Genomic DNA, 23903 nt, shown 5'->3' on the forward strand with positions numbered 1-23903 from the left:
TGAATGCAGGGCGATAATCGCTCGTTTTTTTTGAAAACAAGGTAATGAATTTGAACAAATTTAAAAATTCTGATAATTACTTTCGGCCTATCTTTTACTAAAATAGCTAGGTCTAAATTCATGCGTTCAACTCAAGTTTCAAAATTTGGGCGTGATATGCCCTCGAATAAAATGATTCGAACAATTCGCTTGAGATTTTTTTTGAAAATTGGTATGGTCTGAATAGGTAAAACATATAAAACTTATCGACATAGTCGGAATAAAGTGATGGGGTGGAGCAATGGGATTACAGTTCATGGACATTTTTAAGGAATGGGCAACGCAATACGACACGACCGTGGCCGGACATGACGAGCAATATAAAGAAGTGTTCGCAGGTTATGAGGAGATGTTGAGTGAGGTCGTGGATCATCTCGAAGGGAAGGTCATGGAGTTCGGAGTCGGGACCGGGAACTTAAGTATGAAGATTTTAGAACGTCACGAGCTGGTTGCGGTCGAACCGTCACCGGAGATGCGGGCTGTCGCCGCCGAAAAACTTGAGATTGATATTATCGACGGTGACTTTTTAAACTATCCGACGACAGAGCAGATCGATACGATCGTGTCGTCATACGCGTTTCACCATCTGACGGATGAAGAGAAACGGACAGCGATTCAAGGTTACGTCGAGCAGCTCGATTCACCGCGATTCGTCTTACTCGACACGATGTTCGCCTCGCAAAAGGCGAAGCGAGACATTCTCGACTGGGCGAGCGGTAACGGGTACGACGACTTGGTAGAAGATTTGAACCGCGAATTTTATCCGTATACGCAAACGATTCAAGCGATGCTCGAAGCGAACGGTTATACGGTCTCGCTGACACAAAAAAATAAATTCGTCTGGCTCGTCGTGGCCACGAAACAATCAGGAGGAACTCAATCATGAAAAGTTATAAAGTCGAAAGTTTTAATTTGGACCATACAAAAGTACAAGCGCCTTACGTCCGTTTAGCAGGAGTGAAAAAAGGGACGGCCGATACGATCTATAAATACGACATTCGCTTCATCCAACCGAACGAGGGTCTCATGCCGATGCGGGCCGTCCATTCGCTCGAACACTTGATCGCTGAGAACAGCCGCAGTCACTCGGACCAAATCATCGACGTCTCGCCGATGGGTTGCCAGACTGGTTTTTATTGGACGATGTTGAACGACGGCGATTACGAATCGATGCTCGACCTCGTCGAGGCGACACTCCGTGATGCAGCAAATGCGACGGAGTTGCCGGCGCAAAACCCGATCCAATGCGGAAGTGCCAACCACCACGACTTTGAGGGCGCAAAAAAATTAGCGGCCGACATGCTCGCGAAACGTGACGAGTGGCACATCATCTTTAAGGACGAGGCGTAATATGCTCGTCAATAACGTCTATGAACTGATCGGGGACACGCCGCTGCTCGAGTTACGGACGTTGCCTGTCCCGAAAGGCGTTAAAATATACGGCAAGCTCGAGATGATGAATCCAGGCGGGAGTGTGAAAGACCGGCTCGGGCTTCATTTGATCGAACAAGCGCTTGAACGCGGCCAACTCGAACGGGGTGGTACGGTCGTTGAGCCGACGGCCGGAAATACTGGTATCGGACTCGCCCTTGCCTGTCAGCGGTACGGGGTGAACTTGATGACGGTCACGCCTGAAAAGTTTAGTCAAGAGAAGCAAGCGCTCATGTCATTGCTCGGCGCGACTGTCATTAACACGGAAACCGAGCTCGGGATGAAGGGTGCGATCGAGCGAGCCAAAGAGTTGGCGGTTGAACATAACGCCTATTTACCTGAACAGTTCTCGAATCCGGATAACCCGGATACGTACGTGGACTCACTCGCCGAAGAGCTATTGCAAGATATACCGAATATCGACGTCTTCATCGCCGGCGCGGGCTCGGGTGGCACGTTCACTGGGGTCGCCGCAGTTCTAAAAAATCACGGCACACGCAACGTCGTTGTCGAGCCTGAAGGATCGATCTTAAACGGTGGGCAACCAGGGCCCCATAAAACAGAAGGAATCGGTGTCGAGAAGTGGCCTCCATTTTTAGATCGTGAACTCGTCGATGGGATTTATACGATTTCTGATGATGACGCGTTTTATTACGTCGCCCATTTGGCGAAGCAAGAAGGACTGCTCGTCGGAAGTTCTTCCGGTGCGGCCATCGCCGCTTGTGTGAAGGAAGCAAACCGGATGACCGAAGGTGTGATCGTCACGATTTTACCAGACAGTGTCGAACGATATTTAAGTCAAGGAATAGTCAAGGAGGCAGAACATGCGTACAAAAACAGCGCTTATTCACGGCGGTAAGACGACGGACCCGTTGACGGGTGCCGTGACACCAGCCATCTATCAAACGAGTACTTATAAACAAGACGGAATCGGCAATTTGCGGGACGGGTATGAATATTCGCGGACGGCTAACCCGACGCGGACGGCGCTTGAGACGCTGATCGCCGACATCGAAGGCGGGGCGCGTGGTTTTGCGTTCGCTTCAGGGATGGCCGCCATCTCAACGATTCTCATGTTAATGAAATCAGGGGACCACGTCATCGTCGGTTCTGACGTATATGGGGGAACGTACCGTGTATTCAATCGAGTATTTCAATCACTTGGCTTGGAAGCATCTTTTGTCGATACGTCTGACGCGGCGGCAGTCCGCGAAGCCGTTCAACCGAACACGAAAATGATTTATGTCGAGACGCCGACGAATCCGCTCTTGAACGTCACGGACATGCGGAGTGTGCGTGACATTGCGACCGAGGCCGACGTCTTGTTCGTCGTCGACAATACGTTCATGACACCGTATTTCCAAAATCCGATTGAGTTCGGTGCGGACTACGTCTTGCACAGTGCCACGAAATATTTAGGTGGACATAGTGACGTCGTCGCCGGACTCGTCGTCGCCCGGACAGAAGATTTAGGGGAACGTTTGGCGTTCCTACAAAACTCGGTCGGAGCCGTGCTCGGACCGCAAGACAGCTTCCTCGTCGTGCGCGGCATCAAGACGCTCGCGGTCCGGATGGAAGAGATCGAGACGAACGCGCTCGCACTCGTCGAGTTCTTGACGTCTCACGAGGCGATCAGCCGGGTGTTGCACCCGAGCATTGCCGGCGAGACGGCGAAACAAGTCCATCTGTCACAAGCCCGAGGCTTTGGCGGCATGATCGCTTTTGACGTCGGCTCGGCCGAAGCGGCAGAGACGGTCGTTGCGAAAACGAACTACTTCACGCTCGCTGAAAGTCTCGGTGCGGTCGAGAGCTTGATCAGCGTGCCGGCACGGATGACACATGCCTCGATTCCGGCCGAACGTCGGGCAGAACTCGGCATCACGGACGGGCTCGTCCGTATCTCTGTCGGACTTGAAGATGTGAACGATTTGATTGAAGACTTGGAGCAAGCACTTGCGGCCTTGACGACAATTACGAGCTGAATGAACGTGTGACACGAGGTGCGCTCTCAGAGCGCGCCTCTTTTGTCGTGGGAAGGGTGGAAGAAATCGCTTGAATGTCCGAAACGCATCGACTAAACTGACGATAATTGATTAGGAGAGCGGGTGAACGGATTGAATAAAGGAGTCATGCCCACAATCGGTGCGTACGTCATGTGGGGCATCCTGCCGATCTATTGGAAGTTTCTACAGGAAATACCGAGCAGTCAAATCCTCGCCCACCGTATCGTCTGGTCGTTTCTATTCATTTTACTCGTCTTGAAATGGACGAAACAGTGGACTGAATTCAATTATGCGCTCAGACATCGGGCGACGCGGAACGCCTTTATGTTGAACGGCTTTATCGTCAGTGCGAACTGGTTTGTCTACATATGGGCGGTCAATCACGGCTATATCATCGAGGCATCGCTCGGATATTACATCAATCCGCTCGTCAGCATGGTGTTAGGTGTCCTCGTTTTTCGGGAATCATTAAACCGAGTCCAATGGCTCGCGGTCGGTGTCGCGACGGTCGGGGTGCTCGTCTTGACGTTCGGTTATGGGTCGTTCCCGTGGATTGCTTTCATATTGGCGAGTACGTTCGGGTTTTACGGAATGGTCAAAAAACGGCGGCCGCTTGCGTCGACGGTCAGTCTAGGTATCGAGACGCTCGCGGTCGTTCCGGTCGCGGTCATCTTCCTCGCCTTCGAAACGTCGCGCGGCGGGCTCACGATGACGGGCGAACCGATTGTCTGGGCCGCGCTCTTAGGCACGGGCGTCATGACGGCGTTGCCGCTCCTGTTGTTCGGTTACGGGGCGCAACATATCCCGTTCACGCTCGTCGGTTTTTTACAGTTCATCGCCCCGACGCTCAGTCTGGCGATCGGTGTCATCTTGTACAACGAACCGTTCACGACGTATCATATTTTCGCGTTCACATGCATCTGGATCGCCATCTTTTTCTTCAGTTGGAACAGCTGGGTCCAAACGCGAAAACGCCGTCAACTTGCATGAAGTGAAAGCTGTTACATTTCTCAAAAACATGATAATATGTTAGATGTCAGACCTATATGTCAGAGGAGGAATTTATTATGGAATTAGCACGTTATATCGACCACACGGCCTTGAAGGCAGAAACAACGAAAGATCAAGTCACAAAACTATGTGCAGAGGCACTTGAGTACAAATTCGCGAGCGTTTGTGTCAACCCGACATGGGTCGCTTACGCTGCCGAGCAACTTAAATTAGATGAGGACGTCAAAGTTTGTACGGTCATCGGATTCCCGCTCGGTGCGAACACACCTGAAGTGAAAGCGTTCGAAACGAAAAATGCGATTGCTAACGGCGCAGACGAAGTCGACATGGTCATCAACATCAGTGCGATGAAAGACGGCGATTTCGATCTCGTCGAACGCGACATCCGTGCCGTCGTCGAAGCAGCAAACGGTACGCTCGTCAAAGTCATCTTTGAAACGTGCCTGCTTACTAAAGAAGAAATCAAAAAAGCGGCTGAGCTGTCAGTCAAAGCGGGTGCAGACTTCGTGAAAACGTCGACTGGATTCTCAACTGGCGGCGCTACCGTCGAAGACATCCGACTCATGCGTGAGACGGTCGGACCGGATCTTGGCGTCAAAGCATCAGGCGGCGTCCGTGATTTCGCAGGCGCACAAGCGATGATCGATGCTGGTGCAACGCGCATTGGCGCTTCTGCCGGAATTGCCATCGTCACAGGCGGGCGTTCGGACAGCGATTATTAATTGAAGTAGTAGTTGACCACACGACTTAATTTCACTATAATGTGGTATGACGTGTGAAACACGTTTCCTTAGTCGTGTAATTCGGAGGGAGGGAAAACTAGTGGAAACTCGTGTCCGTAAAAACGAATCGCTTGAAGACGCTCTTCGTCGTTTCAAACGCGGTGTTGCGAAAGATGGCACTCTTGCCGAAGTTCGCAAACGTCGTCACTACGAAAAGCCAAGCGTAAAACGTAAATTGAAATCAGAAGCTGCTCGCAAGAACAAGAAATTCTGATTGAAGTTTCTTTTGTAGAGAGGGTGTTGGCTCATGAGTCTGCAAGAACGCTTGACGGACGACATGAAGCAAGCCATGCGCGCTAAACAGAAAGATCGTCTCACGACGATCCGGATGGTCAAAGCGTCGCTCCAGAACGAGGCCATCAAACTTGGTCGACAAGATCTTACTGAGGAAGAGGAGCTCACGGTGCTCAACCGAGAGATGAAACAGCGCAGAGACTCCCTCCGAGAATTCGAAAGCGCTGGTCGTGAAGACCTTGCTTCTAAAGTAGCTGATGAAATTGTCGTACTAGAGGTCTACATGCCTAAGCAACTCTCTGAAGACGAAGTCACAGCAATCGTCAAGGCGGCAATTGCCGAGACGAACGCTGCGGGTCCGTCCGATATGGGTAAGGTGATGGGCGTCGTCATGCCACAAGTTAAAGGCAAGGCTGACGGTGGTCTTGTGAACCGAATTGTCAAACAACAATTGACGAATTAATGATAAAAGGCAGGGAACTTTGGAGAAATCCAAAAGTTTCTGCCTTTTTTTGCGTATTATGAAACCACATTCAATCTTGTTTCGTATACACTAGAGATAAGAGGTAGCTTTGGATTTGGAAGGGGGTAGCAATACGATGACATTTGGTCTCGGAGTGATTCTGACGGTGTTTTTCGTCGGGATTGTCCTTCTTGGAATTGAAGTGTTCGTTGCCGGTTTTGGATTGTTCGGGGTCCTCGGGATAGGCGCCGTCGTGGCGAGTTTGATTATGGCAGGTGCCACGATCGGGCAGCTTTGGCTGTCGCTTGGTTTAGCGACGGCGCTTGTTGCGGGACTCGGGTTTTGGGCGTACCGTCGACTGCAGTCGAATCGCTCACTCATGTATAAAGGCTTGATTTTGACCGATTCGACGTCGACTGATAAGGGGTATTTGTCTCATGACGACCGGAAGCGGTTGCTTGGGAAAGTCGGTGTCACATTGACGCCACTTCGTCCAGCAGGTACTGCTGAGATTGAAGGCGAACGAATCGACGTCGTGGCAGAAGGTAGCTATCTCGATGAACAAACAAAAATTGAGGTGTATAAAGTCGACTCAGGACGCGTTGTCGTCCGACGCTTTGTAGAACCGAAGGAGGATGTAACAGAATGACACCAGAACTATTAAGCACGTTACTCATCACAGGTGGGGGATTGATCGCGCTCGCCGTGTTCTTCACGTTTGTACCGGTCGGCCTGTGGATCAGCTCGTTTGCTTCAGGCGTCCACGTCTCCATCTTCACATTGATCGGGATGCGACTTCGTCGTGTCATCCCGTCTAAAATTATCAACCCACTCATCAAAGCCGTCAAAGCAGGCATTGGCTTGAACACGAACCAGCTCGAGAGTCACTTTTTAGCCGGTGGTAACGTCGACCGTGTCGTCAACGCTTTGATCGCGGCGCACCGTGCCGATATCGAGTTATCGTTCGAACGTGCCGCCGCCATCGACCTTGCTGGCCGGAACGTGTTAGAAGCCGTTCAGATGTCGGTTAACCCGAAAGTCATCGAGACACCGTTCATCGCCGGTGTGGCGATGGATGGGATCGAAGTGAAAGCGAAAGCGCGGATCACGGTTCGTGCCAACATCGACCGCCTCGTCGGGGGTGCCGGTGAAGAAACGATCATCGCCCGTGTCGGTGAAGGGGTCGTCTCGACGATTGGTTCGCAACATAACCATAAACACGTGCTTGAGAACCCGGACATGATTTCACGTACCGTATTGACGAAAGGTCTCGATTCAGGGACGGCGTTTGAAATCTTGTCGATCGATATCGCCGACATTGATATCGGTAAAAACATCGGCGCGGTGCTCCAAACCGACCAAGCCGAGGCAGATAAGAAAATTGCGCAGGCGAAAGCCGAGGAACGTCGCGCGATGGCGATCGCCCGCGAGCAAGAGATGAAGTCGTCGGTCGAAGAAATGCGCGCCAAAGTTGTCGCGGCCGAGGCGGAAGTACCGCTCGCGATGGCGGATGCGCTCCGTAACGGCAAGCTTGGGGTCATGGATTACGTCAACTACTTGAACGTCCAAGCGGATACGCAAATGCGTAATGCGATCGGTCATCCAGTCGAATCTGATAGAGAGTAATCGATATGGATGGATTATGGATCTTACTATTAGCCGCCTTCGGGATCGCTTCTGCGGTCATGAAGCGACTTGAGAAATCGTCATCTACCGGAGAAAAGCCGCCGAGCACGGATTTGAAGCGGTATCTTGATACGGTCGGTGACATGATGAAAGAAGTCGATGGGCAACTGAACGATCCGCGAGATGAGCGACAGAACAAAGTACCGCAAAAAGTTCGTCGTCGTGTCGCGATTCCGGTCGAAAATTCAGACCGGCACGAGTTTGACCCAAATCGACACGCACCAAAGTCACGTGAGCCGCTCCCGAAAGTGAGCGCTGCGTTCGAACAGGCAGTCAAAATCCCTCCGATAACGGAAGTGACCGATTCACGACAGACAGCGCAAACGCGCATTTCGATGAAGCAAGCGCGTCAAGCCATCGTCTGGAGTGAGATTCTTCAGCCGCCGGTCTCGAAACGCCGCCGTCGGTAATTTTTTTAGCAGTGACTCGATGTCACTGCTTTTTTTGTGGCTTGAGATAACGGTCTTTCTTTCACGAACGGCATGATAGTGCTAAAGTAAAGAAGGAACAATCTATAGATGAGGGGGAGAAACATCCATTGATTACGACAGATAAGATACCGTTCGTCATGGAACATGCGAGCGAAGCGCAGGCACTCCTCGGACCGAAAGACGAGGTGTTCCATGCGATCGAGGCCGAGCTTGCCGTCGCGCTTACGCCTCGTGGCGAAGAGCTGATCATCCAAGCCGATAGCGTGGAGACGCTCGAATTGACGAAAAGTGTGATCAAGACGTTGCAACAACTCGTTAAACAAGGTGCACGGTTGAACGAGGGCGATGCGATCAGTGTCATCCAACATATTAAGATCGGCAAAGGGGAAGAACTGCTCGAACATTATGGCCGCGTCGTCTTCACGACGAACAAAGGGAAACCGATCCGGGCGAAGACGGTCGGACAGAGCCGTTACGTCCGGGCCATCGAGAAACGCGACCTCGTATTCGGGATCGGGCCGGCCGGGACCGGGAAGACGTATTTGGCGGTCGTCCTGGCTGCGCGGGCGCTGAAAGAAGGTCAAGTGAAACGGATCATTTTGACGCGTCCTGCCGTCGAGGCGGGTGAGAACCTCGGTTTCTTGCCGGGCGACTTAAAAGAGAAAGTCGACCCTTACTTACGACCGCTCTATGACGCCTTGTTTGACGTCTATGGTGTCGAACACACGAACCGTCTGCTCGAGCGAGGCACGATCGAAGTCGCCCCGCTCGCTTACATGCGCGGACGGACGCTTGAAGATGCGTTCGTCATTTTGGATGAGGCGCAGAATACGACGAAAGAACAGATGAAAATGTTTTTGACACGGCTCGGGTTCGGGTCGAAGATGGTCGTCACCGGTGATTTGACGCAAGTCGACTTACCGAGAGGGAAAGCGTCGGGACTTCAAGAAGCGCTCCACCTCCTCGAAGGGGTCGACGGGATTCACTTCGAACACTTTAGCGCCTCAGACGTCGTGCGGCATCCACTCGTCAAAAAAATCATCAACGCCTACAGTACAGATATTACATGACGAAAGGGGCGGCACTGATGCAGCAAGCACGTCATTGGACGGTCGCCACAATCTCCGTCCTCTTTTTTCTCATCCTTGGCGCGATCCTCTACTTTACGGTGCGCCCATCAATCATCAGCGTAGAGCCGCTTGGCATCGCCGCACAAGATATCCGCTCCCCGATCACGATCGAGGACAGGGTCGCGTCGGACCGTCTGAGACAAGACGCGACGAACGCCGTCGGAAGTCAGTTCTCATTACGCCGTGAATTCGCCGATCAACAGATTGCCAAAATCGAGCAATTGTTCGCGGCGTTCGAAGACACGGATGAGGACACTGAACTGTCTGATATCAAAAATCGATTGAACTCTACAGAAGTGAACGGGCTCCTTGCAGACGATGAGTTGAACTCACTCCTGGAGGCGACCGTGAACACGCGTCGTACCGTCGAAGACGTCGCCGTGACGGCGCTTCAAGAAGTCATGGCCAATCGGATCGAAACGAGTTCCGAGTCGATTGCCGAGGCGAGAGACCGGGCGTCGACGGTCATCGACCAATCACCGTTGTCGTTAGAATTCCGAGCGGTCGCGACGAGTTTAAGTGACCAACTGATCGTCCCGAACTATGTCTTCGATTCGGAAGCGACTCGTCAGAAAGAACAAGAAGCGATCGACGCCGTTGAACCGGTCATCATTCAAGAAGGGCAGCTCCTCGTCAACCAAGGGGAAGTCGTGACCCGTGAAATCTATCGGAAGCTCGAATTGACCGGTGCGATTGACCCGAACCGTTCGTTCGCGCCTTTGTTCGGTGCCTATTTGCTCAGCGGACTCTTGACGGTCGGATTTTTATTCATGCTGATTCGTTCAAAAATTCAAGAACTTTTGCTCCGACCTAAAATTTTGATTACCGTCTATGGTTTACTATTGCTGCAACTAGGTATTTTCTTCGGCGTCGGTTATATCGGGATCGAGTTCACGACGTATGCGTACGTCATCGCCCCGACGGCGTTCGTCGTCTTATTGCTCCGTATCTTAGTCGATGAACGGGTCGCGTTGGCTTCGGCGCTCATCACGATGATCGCTGGTTCAATTGTTGCGAGCTTTGGCCAAAATACGAGCTTTATGACGGTCGTTTACTTTGCGACCGGGAGTTTCCTGGCTGTCTTTTTAGTCGAACCGAAGATTCAACGGAAACGCTTGTTCCTTTCAGGCGTCTTGCTCGGAATCATCAACATCATCATGGTGCTCGCGCTCCTGTTCTTGCGGAACACGCAAGTGACGTGGGAGATGGTCGCCTATTTATCCGGTTTCGCGATTACGAGCGCCTTGCTGTCGATCGTTCTCACGTTCGGCTTCCTACCGTTTCTAGAGCCTTGGTTCGGCGTATTGTCGTCCGGACGCCTAGTCGAATTGATGAGCCCGACGCATCCGCTGCTGCGAAAACTGTTGATGGAGGCGCCGGGAACGTATCACCATAGCATGATGGTCGCCAATCTCGCCGAGTCGGCGTGTGAGGCGATCGGGGCCGATGGTCTGCTCGCCCGGGTCGCGAGTTATTATCACGACCTCGGCAAGACGGAACGGCCGCTCCACTTTATCGAGAACCAACAAAGCGGCGTGAACCCGCACGACCGGCTCACACCGGAAGAGTCGGCCGACATCATTATGGCGCATCCTTACGACGGCTCTGATTTGTTGCGGCGCTATAAACTGCCGAAAGAGATTATCGACATCGCCGAGCAACATCACGGGACGTCGCTGCTCAAGTTCTTTTATGTGAAAGCGAAAGAGTCACGAGACGTGACAGAGTCACGTTTCCGTTACCCGGGACCGAAACCGCAGTCGCGTGAGGCGGCGGTCGTCATGATCGTCGATTCGATCGAAGCAGCGGTTCGGTCGCAAAAACAGCCGACACCGGAGCGGATACGTCAGCTCGTCAGCTCGATCATTCGCGACAAGCTTCAAGACGGTCAGTTCGAAGAGTGTGACTTGACGACGAAAGAAGTGTGGCGTGTCGGCGAGAGTGCATGCGAGACGTTGACCGGCTTGTTCCATGAACGGATCGAATACCCAGAACTAAAGAAAGAAGGCGAATTACATGCAAATCATCTCGAACGATGAACAAGGGTTGTTGACCGAGTCTCAGCTCGAGTTAGTCGAATCGATTTTAGTTCACGCGGCCTTGGCTGAACAAGTCGAAGAACCGAGTGAACTGTCAGTCACATTTTTAACGAATGACGAGATTCAAGTGATCAACCAGGAGTGGCGCGGCAAAGACGCGCCGACGGACGTCATCAGCTTTGCTTTTGACGAGATGGGAGAAGAAGAGATGGACTTCATGCTCGATGAGGATGAACCCCGTCTATTGGGCGACATCGTCATCTCGGTGGAACGGTGCCGCGAGCAAGCGGCGGACTACGGTCATTCGTTCGAACGCGAACTCGGCTTCTTGGCGATCCACGGCTTTCTCCATTTGCTCGGCTACGACCATATGACGCCAGAAGAAGAAGCCGAGATGACGGCGCGTCAGGAGCAAGTGCTCGCTCATTTTGAGTTGAAGCGAGGCGAGGTGTGAATCCGTTCTGGTTTGCGGTGCACGGGATCGTGCACGCGGTGCGAACCGAACGGAACATGTTGATTCACCTCATTGCAAGCCTGCTCGTCGGATTGTTCTGTTGGTGGCTCCCGACGACAACGCTTGAAAACCTCATCTTGTTCGGGTGGGTCGTGCTTGTCATCGCTCTCGAATTGATGAACACGGCCGTCGAACGGACGGTCGATCTCGTGACGAAAGACATCGAGCCGATCGCCAAACAAGCGAAAGACGTCGCGGCGGGATCGGTTCTCGTCGCTTCGGGCGGAGCAGCCGTGACAGCGCTCGTCATTTTCGGGCCGTATTTATTCGCTTTATAATCAATGTATTGGAAATTTAGAAAGCAGGTGCACTATGTATCAAGAAGGTTTTAAATCAGGTTTTGTTTCAATTATCGGACGTCCGAACGTCGGGAAATCGACGTTCTTGAACCGGGTCATCGGTCAAAAGATCGCCATCATGTCAGACAAGCCCCAGACGACACGTAACAAGGTCCAAGGTGTCTATACGACAGACGACACGCAAATCATCTTCATCGACACGCCAGGGATCCATAAACCGAAGCACCGTCTCGGCGACTTCATGATGAAAGTGGCGACGAACGCGTTGCGTGAAGTCGACGCGATTTTGTTCATGGTCAACGTCACAGAGCCGCGCGGTGCCGGTGACGAGTTCATCATCGAGAAGTTGAAAGGACTCGACACACCGATCATCCTTGTGATGAACAAAATCGATTTGATTCACCCGGACGAGATCCCCGCTGTCATCGAACAGTATACGAATCAACTTGATTTCGCGGCGTACGTTCCGATTTCAGCCTTGCAAGGCAATAACGTGGAACCGCTCATCGGTGAGATCAAGAAGCTGCTGCCTGAAGGGCCGATGTACTATCCGGCCGATCAAGTGACGGATCACCCGGAGCGCTTCATCATCTCGGAACTGATTCGCGAGAAAGTGCTCCATAACACGCGCGATGAGATCCCGCATTCGATCGCGGTCAACATCGAATCGATCAAGAAACGAGACAACTCGGACATGGTCGACGTCGAAGCCGTCATCATGGTCGAGCGTGACTCGCAAAAAGGAATCGTCATCGGCAAGAAAGGTGCGATGCTCCGTCAGGTCGGGACGGAAGCGCGTCATGACATCGAGCTCTTGCTCGGTACGAAAGTGTATTTAAACTTATGGGTGAAAGTCCAAAAAGATTGGCGCAATAAGATGGGCCAACTCCGTGACCTCGGTTTCCGCGACGACGAGTATTGAGCCATGTTACAAAAAGTCACGGGCATCGTCATTCGGACCGTCAATTATGGTGAATCCAACAAAGTCGTGACAATCTTCACAGAAGAGCTCGGGAAAGTCGCCGTCATGGCACGTGGTGCGAAAAAGCCGGGAAGCCGGCTACACGCATCGAGCCAACCGTTCGTCGAAGCCGTCTATATCTTCCCGTCGAGCCGCGGTCTCGGTCAACTCAAGTCGTCTGACGTGATCACGTCATACCCGGAAGTGCGAAAAGATGTCGAGCGGATGGCGTATGCCGTGTACTTGCTCGAACTCGTCGATAAAACTGTCGAAGATCGAGTCCCGAACCGGCCGTTATACCGAATTTTGAATGACGCGCTCCAAGCGCTGAACGCCGGAATGGACCCAGAGATCATCACCCATCATTTCGAGCTCAGAATTATGTATCTGCTCGGTGTCGCCCCGGTCTTGACCGGTTGTGTCCGGTGCAACGATGTGACCGACCCGATGTTCTTTTCCGTGACGTCGGGCGGGTTTCTCTGTTCGCGCCACCAAGAGGCAGGGTCGATTCAGATGAGTGAGCGGCTGGCGAAGTTACTTTACTTGTTGAGCCGGCATGAGCTGTCAGAGTTTAGTAACGTCCCGTTGACGAAGGAGACACGTCTCCTGTTACGGCAACTGTTTGACGCCTATATGGACTCTTACAGCGGATTGAACCTCAAGACGAAACGAGTCCTCGATCAGATGCAGCGACTTTACTTGAACGATGATTGACAATTCATGCAAGGTTCGATACCATAATCTACGATTAGACAAATGAAATAGCGTGCGCTGTGAAGGAAAATGAGTAGTTCTTAAATCATGGGTAAAGCGAGTTCGGGAAGGTGAGAGCCGAACGCCATGAAGAGAGCGAATGGCGATTCCGGAGCGCCCCAATCCAAAGAGTGGCCTCGATACCGAGGCAAGTAGGGTGGAACCGCGGGTAATCCCGTCCCTATGTGCATGGCACATAGGGGCGTTTTTTGTCGTTTCAATACTTTTGGAGGTGTCACATATGAAGCACAAAACGGTGCAAGAAATCATTCTCACGTTGCAAAATTTTTGGGCGTCGAAAAACTGCCTGACGATGCAAGCGTATGACGTAGAAAAAGGGGCCGGAACGATGAACCCGATGACGTTTTTACGGAGTCTCGGACCAGAGCCGTGGAACGTTTGTTATACGGAGCCGTCACGCCGTCCGGCTGACGGTCGATACGGGGAAAACCCGAACCGTCTGTATCAACATCACCAATTCCAAGTCATCATGAAGCCGTCCCCAAACAACATCCAAGAACTCTATTTGGAGAGTTTGGAGCTCATCGGCATCAACCCGCTCGAACACGATATTCGCTTCGTCGAGGACAACTGGGAAAACCCGACGTTCGGTGCGGCCGGACTCGGTTGGGAAGTATGGTTGAACGGGATGGAAATCACCCAGTTCACATACTTCCAACAAGTCGGCGGGATCGAGTGCGACCCGATCGCCGTCGAGATCACGTACGGCCTCGAACGTCTCGCGTCATATATTCAAGAAGTCGAGAGCGTGTTCGACCTCGTCTGGACAGACGGTTTCAAGTATGGCGATATTTTCTATCAGCCAGAGTTTGAACACTCGAAGTACACGTTCGAGCTGTCAGACGTCGATATGTTGTTCACGTTGTTCGATACGTATGAGAAAGAAGCGAAGCGGGCGCTCGAGGAAAACCTCGTCTTCCCGGCGTACGATTACATCTTAAAATGCTCGCACACGTTCAACCTGCTCGATGCGAAAGGCGCGATCTCGGTGACGGAACGGACCGGTTTCATCCAACGTGTCCGCAACATGTCGCGGGCATGTGCGGCCAAATTTATCGAAGAACGGGAACGCCTCGGCTTCCCACTCCTTAATCAAGAGAAAGCAGGTGCCTTGGATGCGTGACCTTTTACTAGAAATCGGACTTGAAGAACTACCAGCCCAATACGTGCTCCGCTCGGAGAAACAGTTAGGAGAGCGCGTGGCGGCGTTCTTGTCGGACGCTCGCGTCAACTTCGGAGCTGTCACGGTCTATTCGACACCACGTCGTCTCGCTGTACTCGTCCGTGACGTCGAGGAGAGTCAACAAGATTTGACGGAGACGCTCCGGGGACCGGCTAAAAAGATTGCGCAAGATGCAGACGGAAACTGGTCGAAAGCGGCAGCAGGATTTGCGCGTGGACGCGGACTGTCAGTCGACGACCTTTACTTCGCGGAAGAAAAAGGGGTCGAATACGTCTTCGCAAATCGTCACGAGTCAGGTCAGCCGACGGCTTCATTACTTGGCGGCCTTGAAGACGTCGTCCGCGGCATGACGTTCCCGAAAAATATGAAATGGGGTACGAGCAGCCTCCGCTACATGCGTCCGATCCGCTGGTTAGTCGCCATGTTTGGGACAGAACAGATCGATTTCGAGATCGAGGGCGTCAAAACAGGTAATGTGACACGCGGACATCGCTTCTTAAGTAAAGGCGACGTGACGATCTCATCACCTGACCGCTATGCGGCCACGCTCGAACAAGAGTTTGTCGTCGCATCGTACGACGACCGTCGCGAACGCATCGAACGTCAAATCGAACAATTGGCGAACGAGCAAGGATGGACGGTGCCACTTGACGCATCGCTGCTTGAAGAAGTGACGAACCTCGTCGAGTGGCCGACAGCCCTGTTCGGTGAGTTTGATGCGAGCTACCTCGACCTTCCGGAAGAAGTGTTGATCACGACGATGAAAGAGCATCAGCGCTATTTCCCGGTCTATGTCGGTGACACGCTCCAACACTATTTTGTGACGGTTCGTAACGGTAACGCAGACCATCTGCAAAACGTTGCCAAAGGGAACGAGAAAGTCATCCGGGCACGACTCGCCGATGCCGTCTTCTTCTATGAGGAAGATAAAAAGACGAAGATCGACGACCAGCTCGACCGTCTCGACCGCATCGTCTTCCATGAGAAGCTCGGAACGACAGGCGCGAAAGTTCGTCGCGTCCAACAACTAGCGCTCACGCTCGCTCCACTGTTCAGTGCCGATGCTCAAAAAGTCGAACGCGCTGGAAAGATTCATAAATTCGACCTCGTTAGCCAGATGGTTTACGAATTTACCGAGCTTCAAGGCGTGATGGGAGAAAAGTATGCACTCCAGCAAGGTGAGGACAAAGAAGTTGCGGCCGCGATCCGTGAGCACTATATGCCACGCTTCGCCGGAGACGCATCACCGGCCACGCCGACGGGGGCCGCGCTCGCACTCGCGGATAAACTCGATTCGATTGCTGCGTTCTTCGGGGTCGGCATGATTCCAAGCGGTTCACAAGATCCGTTCGCCCTTCGCCGCCAAGCGCAAGGAGTCGTTCAAATTCTTGGAGATTGGCACGTCGATCTACCAGTCGACAAATTACTTTCACAAGTTGTCGAATCTCAGGTGGAAGCAGGACTTTACGATGCCGATAAAGAACAAGTCAAGGCGCAACTTAACGACTTCTTTATGCTCCGCTTGAAGTATCGTCTGCAAGAGAGACAAGTACGATACGATGTGATTGATGCCGTTCTCACGACTGGTCTGACTGTCGAACAGCTCGACGCTCGCGCGGAGGCGGTTCAAAACATGCTGTCAGACGAGGCGAAACAGTTGATCGAGCAGTTGACGCGCGTCGTCAATATCGCTAAAAAAGGCGAACCAGGACTAGTGGATCCGGCCTTGTTTGAGAATGCTGAAGAGAAAGCCCTTCACGCCGCGGTCGAATCAACATTGCCCGAGACACATGAAGCGGTCGAAGTGGGCGACTACACGCGTGCCATCACATCACTTCGAGCGCTTGAACAACCGATAAGTGCTTATTTTGAAAATACGATGGTCATGAGCGACGTAGAAACGATTCGCCATAATCGTCTCAGTGAGATGAAGCGACTCGCTACGACGATCGAGCGTGTTGCTGACTTCAGCGCGCTCGTACTCTGATCAAACTAGAGGGGGTTGGCTATGCAGCTGAATGAACGCCAACAGAAGATTGTTGAGATTGTGAGAGTGAACGGACCGATCACGGGAGAGCAGATTGCTCAAGAGTTATCGCTCACCCGTGCCACGCTCCGCCCTGATCTTGCTATTTTGACGATGACTGGAATATTAGAAGCAAGACCACGCGTCGGCTACACGTTCGTCGGCAAACGAAATTCATCGCTGCTCCGCGAAAAACTCGATTCGCTGACCGTTGGTGATTTCATGTCGTCCGCGAAAGTCGTCAGCAATGAAATGACCGTGTATGATGCGGTCGTCACGTTGTTCTTAGAAGATGTCGGGTCGTTGTTCGTCGTCGGAAAAGACAATGAGCTTGTCGGGGTGTTGTCCCGCAAAGATTTACTGCGGGCCGCCATCGGCAATCAGGACCTCGACCAATTGCCTGTCAACGTCATTATGACGCGGATGCCGAATATTACCGTTTGTGAAAAAGGTGAGACGCTCATTCGGGCCGGGATGAAGTTGATTGAGAAACAGATTGACGCCATGCCAGTCGTCGAAGAGAAGGATGGTTCGCTCATCGTGCTCGGCCGAATGACAAAGACGAACATGACCAAGGTGTTGATTGCACTTGCCAACGATGAATCGTTCTGAGGAGGAAATTGGTTTGACAAACAAACAACTCGTATTTGTCGTGAGTGACTCTGTCGGAGAAACGTGTGAGCTCGTCGTCCGGGCGGCAAGCATCCAGTTCCATGAAAATGCGATCGAGACACTCCGGATTCCTTTCGTCGAAGACGAACAGACGATTCATGATGTCGTCACGCAAGCTAGAGTCCAAGGAGCGGTGATCGCCTTCACGCTCGTTAATGAAGAACATCGCTCACTGCTCGTGTCGCTCGGTAAAACGTATGACGTCAAAACGATCGACCTGCTCGGTGATCTCCTCGACATCTTATCGGGAAAACTCGGGGAGAGCCCGCGTGAGAAACCGGGTCTGATCTATCGTCTAGACGAGGATTACTTCCGTAAAATCGAGGCGATGGAGTTTGCCGTCAAATATGACGACGGACGTGATCCGCGGGGCTTGAAAAAGGCCGATATCGTCCTCGTCGGTGTGTCTCGCACATCGAAGACGCCGCTGTCACAATATTTGGCGCTAAAACGTTATAAAGTCGCTAACGTCCCGCTCGTGCCGGAGTCGCGTCCGCCGGAAGAACTGTTTGAGCTGTCACCGGATAAGTGTGTCGGCTTGATCATTTCTCCGGACAAGTTGATTTCGATTCGAATGGAGCGCTTGAAATCGCTCGGTCTAAAACCGGAAGCGGATTACGCTCAACTCGAGCGAATCAATCGGGAACTCGAGTACGCGCGAGGGATATACGAACGAATCGGTTGCGAGGTCATCGATGTGACGAATAAGGCGGTCGAAGAGACGGCAGGAATCATCTTACGTCAGCTTGAACTGTCAAAAAATGACTGAGCGCTCGCATTAGTAATCGACGCGTGTTAACGGTATAATAGAGTATTGACACAATAGTGAAACGGAACGTGGTGAGCGTTCCGTTTCGTTGCGAGATTGGATAGGGAGTGGTGGAGTTGCCACGTATACCGGATGAAGTCATTGCGGAAGTGAAACAAGCCACGGATATCGTGGACTTGATCAGTGAACGCGTTGAATTGAAGAAACAAGGCCACCGTCTTGTCGGGCTTTGTCCGTTCCACTCGGAAAATAGTCCTTCTTTTTCCGTATCGCCTGAAAAAGGCATGTATCATTGTTTCGGTTGCGGTGCTGGCGGGAACGTCTTTACGTTCGTCATGGAAACGGAAGGGTTGTCCTTCCCGGAAACGATTGAGCGCTTAGCGACACGGGCAAACATCGCTGTAGAAGGGGTGGCCGGTGACGAAGAGCTGACACGCGATCAAGTCGTTCGCAAACAAATGCGTGATGCTCATCGGATCATCGCCGACCTGTATCACGAGGTATTGATGAAAACCGAGGCCGGAGAAATCGGCTTGACGTATTTACGTGAACGCGGTTTGGCTGAGGCGACGATCGGGCAATACAAAATCGGATACGCCCCTGATCAACGCCGCTTCACCGTCGATTCACTCGAGCGAAGAGGGTTCGACCTAGAAGTCATGGTCGAGGCAGGACTTATTTCTAAATCTAGATCCGGTGAATATTTTGACCGGTTCGAAGGAAGAGTCGTCTTTCCGATTGCGGATCGAGACGGCACGATCGTCGGATTTAGCGGCCGTGCGATTGACGACAGACAGCCCAAGTATGTAAATACGGCGGAGACACCACTCTTTAACAAGAGTGAGTTGTTATTTGGATTTTCACAAGCACGTGCATCGATGCGGAAACAAAAACGGGTGCTCCTTGTCGAAGGGAACGTCGATGTCCTCCAAGTCGCCCAAGCCGGGACGGCCGAGGTCGTCGCTTCACTCGGGACGGCATTTTCATCGCAGCATGCCCGGGCGTTGTCACGGATGGTCGATGAAGTCGTGATTTGTTACGACGGAGACCATGCCGGACAAGAGGCGACGCTCAAAGTCGTTCGCATGCTCGAGGCGTATCCGCTCGACGTCCAAGTGCTCATGTTGCCGGAGAAGACGGACCCGGATGATTATATTCGGACGAACGGTCGGGAGCAATGGCAACGTTTTGTCGAATCGGAACGCTTATCCGTCCTCGATTTCATGAACCGGACGCTTCGGCGCGGGAAAAATATGAATCGAGAAGGAGAACGGATCCGGTTTATTGAAGCTATGCTTGGGGAAATCAGCAAGACGGACAACTCTATTCGCCGCGATTTATATTTAAAAAAATTGGCGAATGAGTTTGACATTCCTGTCGAAACGCTAGCGAATCGAATGCCGCGACCGGTGTCGAGCCAAGTGCAGGCATCACCAGCGGTTCGTGAACCAGAACCAATCCGTAAACGATCGAGTAAAGCGAATGAACCGCGTTTTGTGAAGGCTGAAAAATTACTGTTACGGGCGATGCTCAGTGGGCCGGAACGGGTTCGCTTCGTTCGCGACCGACTCGGCCTAGCTTATCAAGATGAGATTCATCGCATGTTGGCGACGGCGTTTTATGAGATCGTTTCAGAAGACATGACGCTTGAAGAGTTTGAGCAGGTCATGCCGCCTTTTATGGAGCGTCACTGCGACCAACGTCCTGACTATGCCAACCGCTATGCAGAGATTCGCCTCATGTCAGCGCCTGATGATCTGACTGAAGAGGTTTTAGATGAATACATTAAGGTGATAAACAGTTATGAGGAACAGCGTCAAATCGAGCGAGCAAAAAGGGAAATCGGGCAGGATGCCGAAAGTATAGTAGACCAGGCATCGAAGCTACAAGAATTGATTACCCGGAGTCGCCGCTTACGTGAACGATGAACGTGAAGGAAGTTTGGAAGGAGTTGAACTGCTAGATGGCAGAGAAGAAAAAAGAGGATTTATTTAACGCCATAGACGAACTTGAAAAGTTGGGGAAAAAGAAGGGTGTCGTATCGATGCAAGCGATCCAGGATCGCCTCAGCCATTTTGAGGTCGATTCAGATTTTATCGATAACTTCATTGAAGATTTAGAAGGCAAAGACATCCGCGTCACAGAAGATGCGGCCGATGCCGAAGAGACTCCTACGAAAAAAGAAGACGAAGAGGTCGACTTGAATGATCTGGCTGTCCCGCCAGGAATTAAAATCAACGACCCGGTCCGGATGTACTTGAAAGAGATCGGCCGTGTCGATCTGTTGAGTGCCAAAGACGAGACCGAACTCGCGAAGCGAATCGAGCAAGGCGATGACGAGGCGAAAAAACGTCTCGCTGAAGCCAACCTTCGTCTCGTCGTCTCGATCGCGAAACGCTATGTCGGTCGCGGCATGTTGTTCCTTGACTTGATCCAAGAAGGGAACATGGGTCTGATCAAGGCAGTCGAGAAGTTCGACTACATGAAAGGGTTCAAGTTCTCGACGTACGCGACGTGGTGGATTCGTCAAGCAATCACACGTGCCATCGCCGACCAAGCCCGGACGATCCGGATTCCGGTCCATATGGTCGAAACGATCAACAAATTGATCCGTGTTCAACGCCAATTATTGCAAGACCTCGGGCGCGAGCCTGCTCCTGAAGAGATTGCCAAGGAGATGGAATTGACGCCTGAGAAAGTTCGTGAGATTTTAAAAATCGCGCAAGAACCGGTGTCGCTTGAAACACCAATTGGTGAAGAGGACGATTCGCACCTCGGTGACTTCATTGAAGACCAAGATGCGATGGCGCCTCAGGACGCAGCAGCCTACGAGCTGCTCAAAGAACAACTCGAAGACGTGCTCGATACGTTGACAGACCGGGAAGAGAACGTACTCCGTCTCCGCTTCGGCCTTGATGACGGTCGGACGCGCACGCTCGAAGAAGTCGGTAAAGTGTTCGGGGTCACGCGTGAGCGGATCCGTCAAATCGAAGCGAAGGCGTTACGGAAGCTCCGTCACCCAAGTCGCTCGAAACGCTTGAAAGACTTCCTCGATTAATCGTGTTTTTGAATAAAATGTGAAGTTTTAGAAGAAAGGAAGGAAAATGAGTGATTTTCCTTCCTTCTTTATTGTTTTTTGAGTAAAATAGTGATGGGTAGAAATTTGGAAAGAACATGAGGGGGAAATACAATGCGTAATCCATTGTTACCGTTTGCAGCGATTGCGATCGTCGCAATCATCGCTATGGTCTCATTATCGTATTTTGGCGTAAACCAAGCGCAACAAGCCGCTGAAGGTCCAGCCGTCACCGAGATGAACCCGGAAGACTTGTACGCTGCTAAAGGCTGCACAGGTTGCCACGGCGGAAATCTTGAAGGTGGCGTCGGTCCGGCGTTGACTGGAGTCGGAGAACGTTTGTCTGCTGAAGAAATCGCGAACATCATCGTCAACGGTAAAAATACAATGCCGGGCGGTCTCGCGTCTGCCGAAGAAGCCGACGTGCTCGCGACATGGTTGCTCGAACAATAAGGGTGAGACGTACTCCTTCTGGGGTACGTTTTTTGTTGTCCGGACAAGAATATTTCGTTACCCTAAAGAAGAAGAAGTAGACAAAAGGAGTTGTCCCCATGCAAGAACAAGTCACGTTAGACCGGCGACTAAAACGAGTCGTCGATTTTATACCAGCTGGAAGCATTTTAGCCGATATCGGTTCCGACCACGCTTACGTCCCGTGTTATCTCGTACAGCAAGGAATCATCGACCGAGCCATCGCCGGAGAAGTGAATCAAGGTCCGATGGAAGCGGCCAAAGCCCAAGTCGAATTGATCGGCGCATCGGACAAGATTGACGTCCGGCTCGGTGACGGATTGGCGGTCCTGAATGAAGACGAGGCGACATGTATTTCGATCTGCGGGATGGGCGGAAGCTTGATCCGATCGATCTTAGAGAACGGACGGGATAAGTTAGGCGCGGTCGAACGACTCGTGCTGCAACCGAACGTCGATGGACAGCAAGTTCGGGAATGGTTGCTTGTATCAGGTTTTACGCTCGTCACGGAAACGATTGTCGAGGAGAACGATAAAATATATGAGATTCTTGTCGGGGAGCGGGGCACAGAAACGCGTTACAGTGCGGACGAGGCGGAGCGGACGTGGCAGCTTATGTTCGGGCCGGAGTTGCTGGAGACTCGTCCTGAACCGTTCAAGTTGAAGTGGGGCCGGGAAGCGGACAAATTGGATTACGTGCTCGGTCAAATGGCCGCAGGCGCTCAGACCGAGGCGCTCGTCCGTAAGCAGGAGGAGTTCAAAACGTTACGCGACAAAATGAGAGAGGTGAGTCAGTGATGGCAAACGGAAATCATATCATCCAACTGTTTGAAGAGTTCGCACCGAAACATCTCGCGGTCGAAGGCGACAAGATCGGCCTACAGATCGGTACGCTGAATAAACAAGTGAATCGGGTCATGGTCACGCTCGACGTGCTCGAATCGGTCGTCGACGAAGCCATCGAGCAAGAGGTGGACTTGATTATCGCGCATCATCCGCCGATCTTTAGCGCGCTCACCCAAGTGACCGATCGCAACGCCGCCGGTCGAATCGTTATGAAATGTCTGAAAAATGATATCGCCGTTTACGTCGCCCATACGAATTTAGACGTCTGTGAGGGCGGGGTCAACGACTGGATGAGCGAGGCACTCGGATTGCATGAGACCGAAGTACTCGTCCCGACGTATGAAGAGCCGGTGTATAAATTGTCGGTCTTCGTCCCGGAGACACATCAGTCCGCCGTGTCTAAAGCGTTAGGCACGGCCGGAGCCGGAGGGATCGGGAATTATGGCGATTGCCAATTCACGGTCACAGGGAAAGGGCAGTTCACCCCGCTCGACTTGGCCGATCCGTACCTCGGACAAATCGGGAAAACGGAGCAAGTCGATGAAGTGAAGATCGAGACAATCGTTACCGAAAGTAAGAAGAAGCGGGTGTTAAAAGCGATGTTTGACGCTCATCCTTACGAAGAGGTCGCTCATGACTTGATTCGGGATGAGATTACAGGGCCTGTCCTAGGTCTCGGCCGCATCGGTCGACTCGACAAGCCGCTGACGCTCGCTGAATTTTCAGAACATGTCAAAGCAAGCTTTGGTGTCGAAGCGGTGCGGGTCGTCGGCGACTTGGACCGAACAATCAAAAAAGTGGCCGTGCTCGGTGGTGACGGCAACAAGTACGTCTCAGCCGCGCACTTCAAGGGAGCCGACGCCTACGTGACCGGTGACTTATATTTCCATGTCGCCCACGACGCGATGGCGCTCGGGCTCGCCGTAGTCGACCCGGGTCATCACGTCGAGAGCGTCATGAAACAAGGCGTCGTCGACGTCTTGCAACAGAAGTTCACGGCAGCAAAACTCGAGGTCGAGCTCCTCGTTTCCGCTACGGACACGAATCCTTTTAAGTTCCGCTGA

26 protein-coding genes are annotated in these 23903 nt (G+C 52.2%); all 26 read left to right on the forward strand.

All coding sequences use genetic code 11. The features are described 5' to 3' along the window. The first annotated feature begins 280 nt into the window (after nt 1-280). On the forward strand, nt 281-925 hold the full coding sequence (locus KNP77_RS03510) for a class I SAM-dependent methyltransferase (RefSeq protein ID WP_214888553.1): 645 nt from the start codon (nt 281-283) through the stop codon (nt 923-925). Continuing rightward, entirely contained in the window at nt 922-1389 is a 468-nt protein-coding gene (locus KNP77_RS03515; RefSeq protein ID WP_131439956.1) for an S-ribosylhomocysteine lyase, read from the forward strand. The genes KNP77_RS03510 and KNP77_RS03515 overlap by 4 nt, the downstream gene beginning before the upstream one ends. A gap of 1 nt (nt 1390) precedes the next feature. Beyond that, nucleotides 1391-2329, forward strand: coding sequence for a PLP-dependent cysteine synthase family protein (locus tag KNP77_RS03520; RefSeq protein ID WP_214888556.1), 939 nt, complete (start codon nt 1391-1393; stop codon nt 2327-2329). Next, entirely contained in the window at nt 2295-3452 is a 1158-nt protein-coding gene (locus KNP77_RS03525; RefSeq protein ID WP_131467819.1) for a bifunctional cystathionine gamma-lyase/homocysteine desulfhydrase, read from the forward strand. Before KNP77_RS03520 ends, KNP77_RS03525 begins: the two co-directional genes overlap by 35 nt. A gap of 147 nt (nt 3453-3599) precedes the next feature. Continuing rightward, complete coding sequence (rarD, locus tag KNP77_RS03530) at nt 3600-4463, forward strand: EamA family transporter RarD (protein ID WP_251138897.1); 864 nt, start codon at nt 3600-3602, stop codon at nt 4461-4463. 77 nt (nt 4464-4540) lie between these two features. Then, nucleotides 4541-5206: a deoxyribose-phosphate aldolase gene (gene deoC, locus KNP77_RS03535; RefSeq protein WP_214888559.1), complete on the forward strand. Its 666-nt coding sequence runs from the start codon at nt 4541-4543 to the stop codon at nt 5204-5206. A 79-nt stretch (nt 5207-5285) separates the two neighbouring features. Next, nucleotides 5286-5480, forward strand: coding sequence for a 30S ribosomal protein S21 (gene rpsU, locus KNP77_RS03540; protein WP_286203271.1), 195 nt, complete (start codon nt 5286-5288; stop codon nt 5478-5480). A 33-nt stretch (nt 5481-5513) separates the two neighbouring features. Continuing rightward, nucleotides 5514-5963: a GatB/YqeY domain-containing protein gene (locus KNP77_RS03545; protein WP_070326991.1), complete on the forward strand. Its 450-nt coding sequence runs from the start codon at nt 5514-5516 to the stop codon at nt 5961-5963. 136 nt (nt 5964-6099) lie between these two features. Beyond that, complete coding sequence (locus KNP77_RS03550) at nt 6100-6612, forward strand: NfeD family protein (protein WP_070326992.1); 513 nt, start codon at nt 6100-6102, stop codon at nt 6610-6612. Continuing rightward, nucleotides 6609-7589 (forward strand): flotillin-like protein FloA, encoded by a 981-nt coding sequence (gene floA / locus KNP77_RS03555; RefSeq protein WP_131463796.1) that lies wholly within the window; start codon nt 6609-6611, stop codon nt 7587-7589. Before KNP77_RS03550 ends, floA begins: the two co-directional genes overlap by 4 nt. Before the next feature lie 5 nt (nt 7590-7594). After that, on the forward strand, nt 7595-8059 hold the full coding sequence (locus KNP77_RS03560; protein ID WP_214888562.1) for a hypothetical protein: 465 nt from the start codon (nt 7595-7597) through the stop codon (nt 8057-8059). Between the two features lie 128 nt (nt 8060-8187). Then, nucleotides 8188-9150: a PhoH family protein gene (locus KNP77_RS03565; protein WP_370251801.1), complete on the forward strand. Its 963-nt coding sequence runs from the start codon at nt 8188-8190 to the stop codon at nt 9148-9150. A 17-nt stretch (nt 9151-9167) separates the two neighbouring features. After that, entirely contained in the window at nt 9168-11249 is a 2082-nt protein-coding gene (locus KNP77_RS03570) for an HD family phosphohydrolase (protein ID WP_251138898.1), read from the forward strand. Next, entirely contained in the window at nt 11227-11703 is a 477-nt protein-coding gene (ybeY, locus tag KNP77_RS03575; RefSeq protein ID WP_070326995.1) for an rRNA maturation RNase YbeY, read from the forward strand. The genes KNP77_RS03570 and ybeY overlap by 23 nt, the downstream gene beginning before the upstream one ends. After that, nucleotides 11700-12041 carry a diacylglycerol kinase family protein gene (locus tag KNP77_RS03580; protein WP_214888577.1) on the forward strand — a complete coding sequence of 114 codons (342 nt, stop codon included), beginning with the start codon at nt 11700-11702 and terminating at the stop codon, nt 12039-12041. The genes ybeY and KNP77_RS03580 overlap by 4 nt, the downstream gene beginning before the upstream one ends. Before the next feature lie 34 nt (nt 12042-12075). Then, on the forward strand, nt 12076-12984 hold the full coding sequence (gene era / locus KNP77_RS03585) for a GTPase Era (RefSeq protein ID WP_070326997.1): 909 nt from the start codon (nt 12076-12078) through the stop codon (nt 12982-12984). Between the two features lie 3 nt (nt 12985-12987). Further along, on the forward strand, nt 12988-13737 hold the full coding sequence (gene recO, locus KNP77_RS03590) for a DNA repair protein RecO (RefSeq protein WP_071397773.1): 750 nt from the start codon (nt 12988-12990) through the stop codon (nt 13735-13737). A 280-nt stretch (nt 13738-14017) separates the two neighbouring features. Further along, nucleotides 14018-14920 (forward strand): glycine--tRNA ligase subunit alpha, encoded by a 903-nt coding sequence (gene glyQ / locus KNP77_RS03595; RefSeq protein WP_016508054.1) that lies wholly within the window; start codon nt 14018-14020, stop codon nt 14918-14920. Continuing rightward, nucleotides 14913-16967: a glycine--tRNA ligase subunit beta gene (gene glyS / locus KNP77_RS03600; RefSeq protein WP_131507214.1), complete on the forward strand. Its 2055-nt coding sequence runs from the start codon at nt 14913-14915 to the stop codon at nt 16965-16967. Before glyQ ends, glyS begins: the two co-directional genes overlap by 8 nt. A gap of 21 nt (nt 16968-16988) precedes the next feature. Next, entirely contained in the window at nt 16989-17618 is a 630-nt protein-coding gene (gene ccpN / locus KNP77_RS03605) for a transcriptional regulator CcpN (protein WP_070327000.1), read from the forward strand. Further along, on the forward strand, nt 17605-18447 hold the full coding sequence (locus tag KNP77_RS03610; protein ID WP_214888580.1) for a pyruvate, water dikinase regulatory protein: 843 nt from the start codon (nt 17605-17607) through the stop codon (nt 18445-18447). The genes ccpN and KNP77_RS03610 overlap by 14 nt, the downstream gene beginning before the upstream one ends. Before the next feature lie 110 nt (nt 18448-18557). Next, a complete protein-coding gene (gene dnaG, locus KNP77_RS03615) occupies nt 18558-20375 on the forward strand; it encodes a DNA primase (RefSeq protein ID WP_254281608.1) in 1818 nt (605 codons plus the stop codon). Between the two features lie 35 nt (nt 20376-20410). Continuing rightward, nucleotides 20411-21505, forward strand: a complete 1095-nt coding sequence (gene rpoD, locus KNP77_RS03620) for an RNA polymerase sigma factor RpoD (protein ID WP_016508087.1) — start codon at nt 20411-20413, stop codon at nt 21503-21505. Nucleotides 21506-21637: 132 nt separating this feature from the next. Beyond that, nucleotides 21638-21976, forward strand: coding sequence for a cytochrome c550 (cccA, locus tag KNP77_RS03625; RefSeq protein WP_071397770.1), 339 nt, complete (start codon nt 21638-21640; stop codon nt 21974-21976). A gap of 98 nt (nt 21977-22074) precedes the next feature. Next, nucleotides 22075-22791: a tRNA (adenine(22)-N(1))-methyltransferase gene (locus tag KNP77_RS03630; RefSeq protein WP_214888583.1), complete on the forward strand. Its 717-nt coding sequence runs from the start codon at nt 22075-22077 to the stop codon at nt 22789-22791. Further along, the gene (locus KNP77_RS03635) at nt 22791-23903 is read left to right on the forward strand and encodes a Nif3-like dinuclear metal center hexameric protein (RefSeq protein WP_214888597.1); all 1113 of its coding nucleotides are present in this window, start codon (nt 22791-22793) and stop codon (nt 23901-23903) included. The genes KNP77_RS03630 and KNP77_RS03635 overlap by 1 nt, the downstream gene beginning before the upstream one ends.

It is taken from the genome of Exiguobacterium sp. s142, assembly GCF_018618455.1.
Classification (GTDB): domain Bacteria; phylum Bacillota; class Bacilli; order Exiguobacteriales; family Exiguobacteriaceae; genus Exiguobacterium; species Exiguobacterium aurantiacum_A.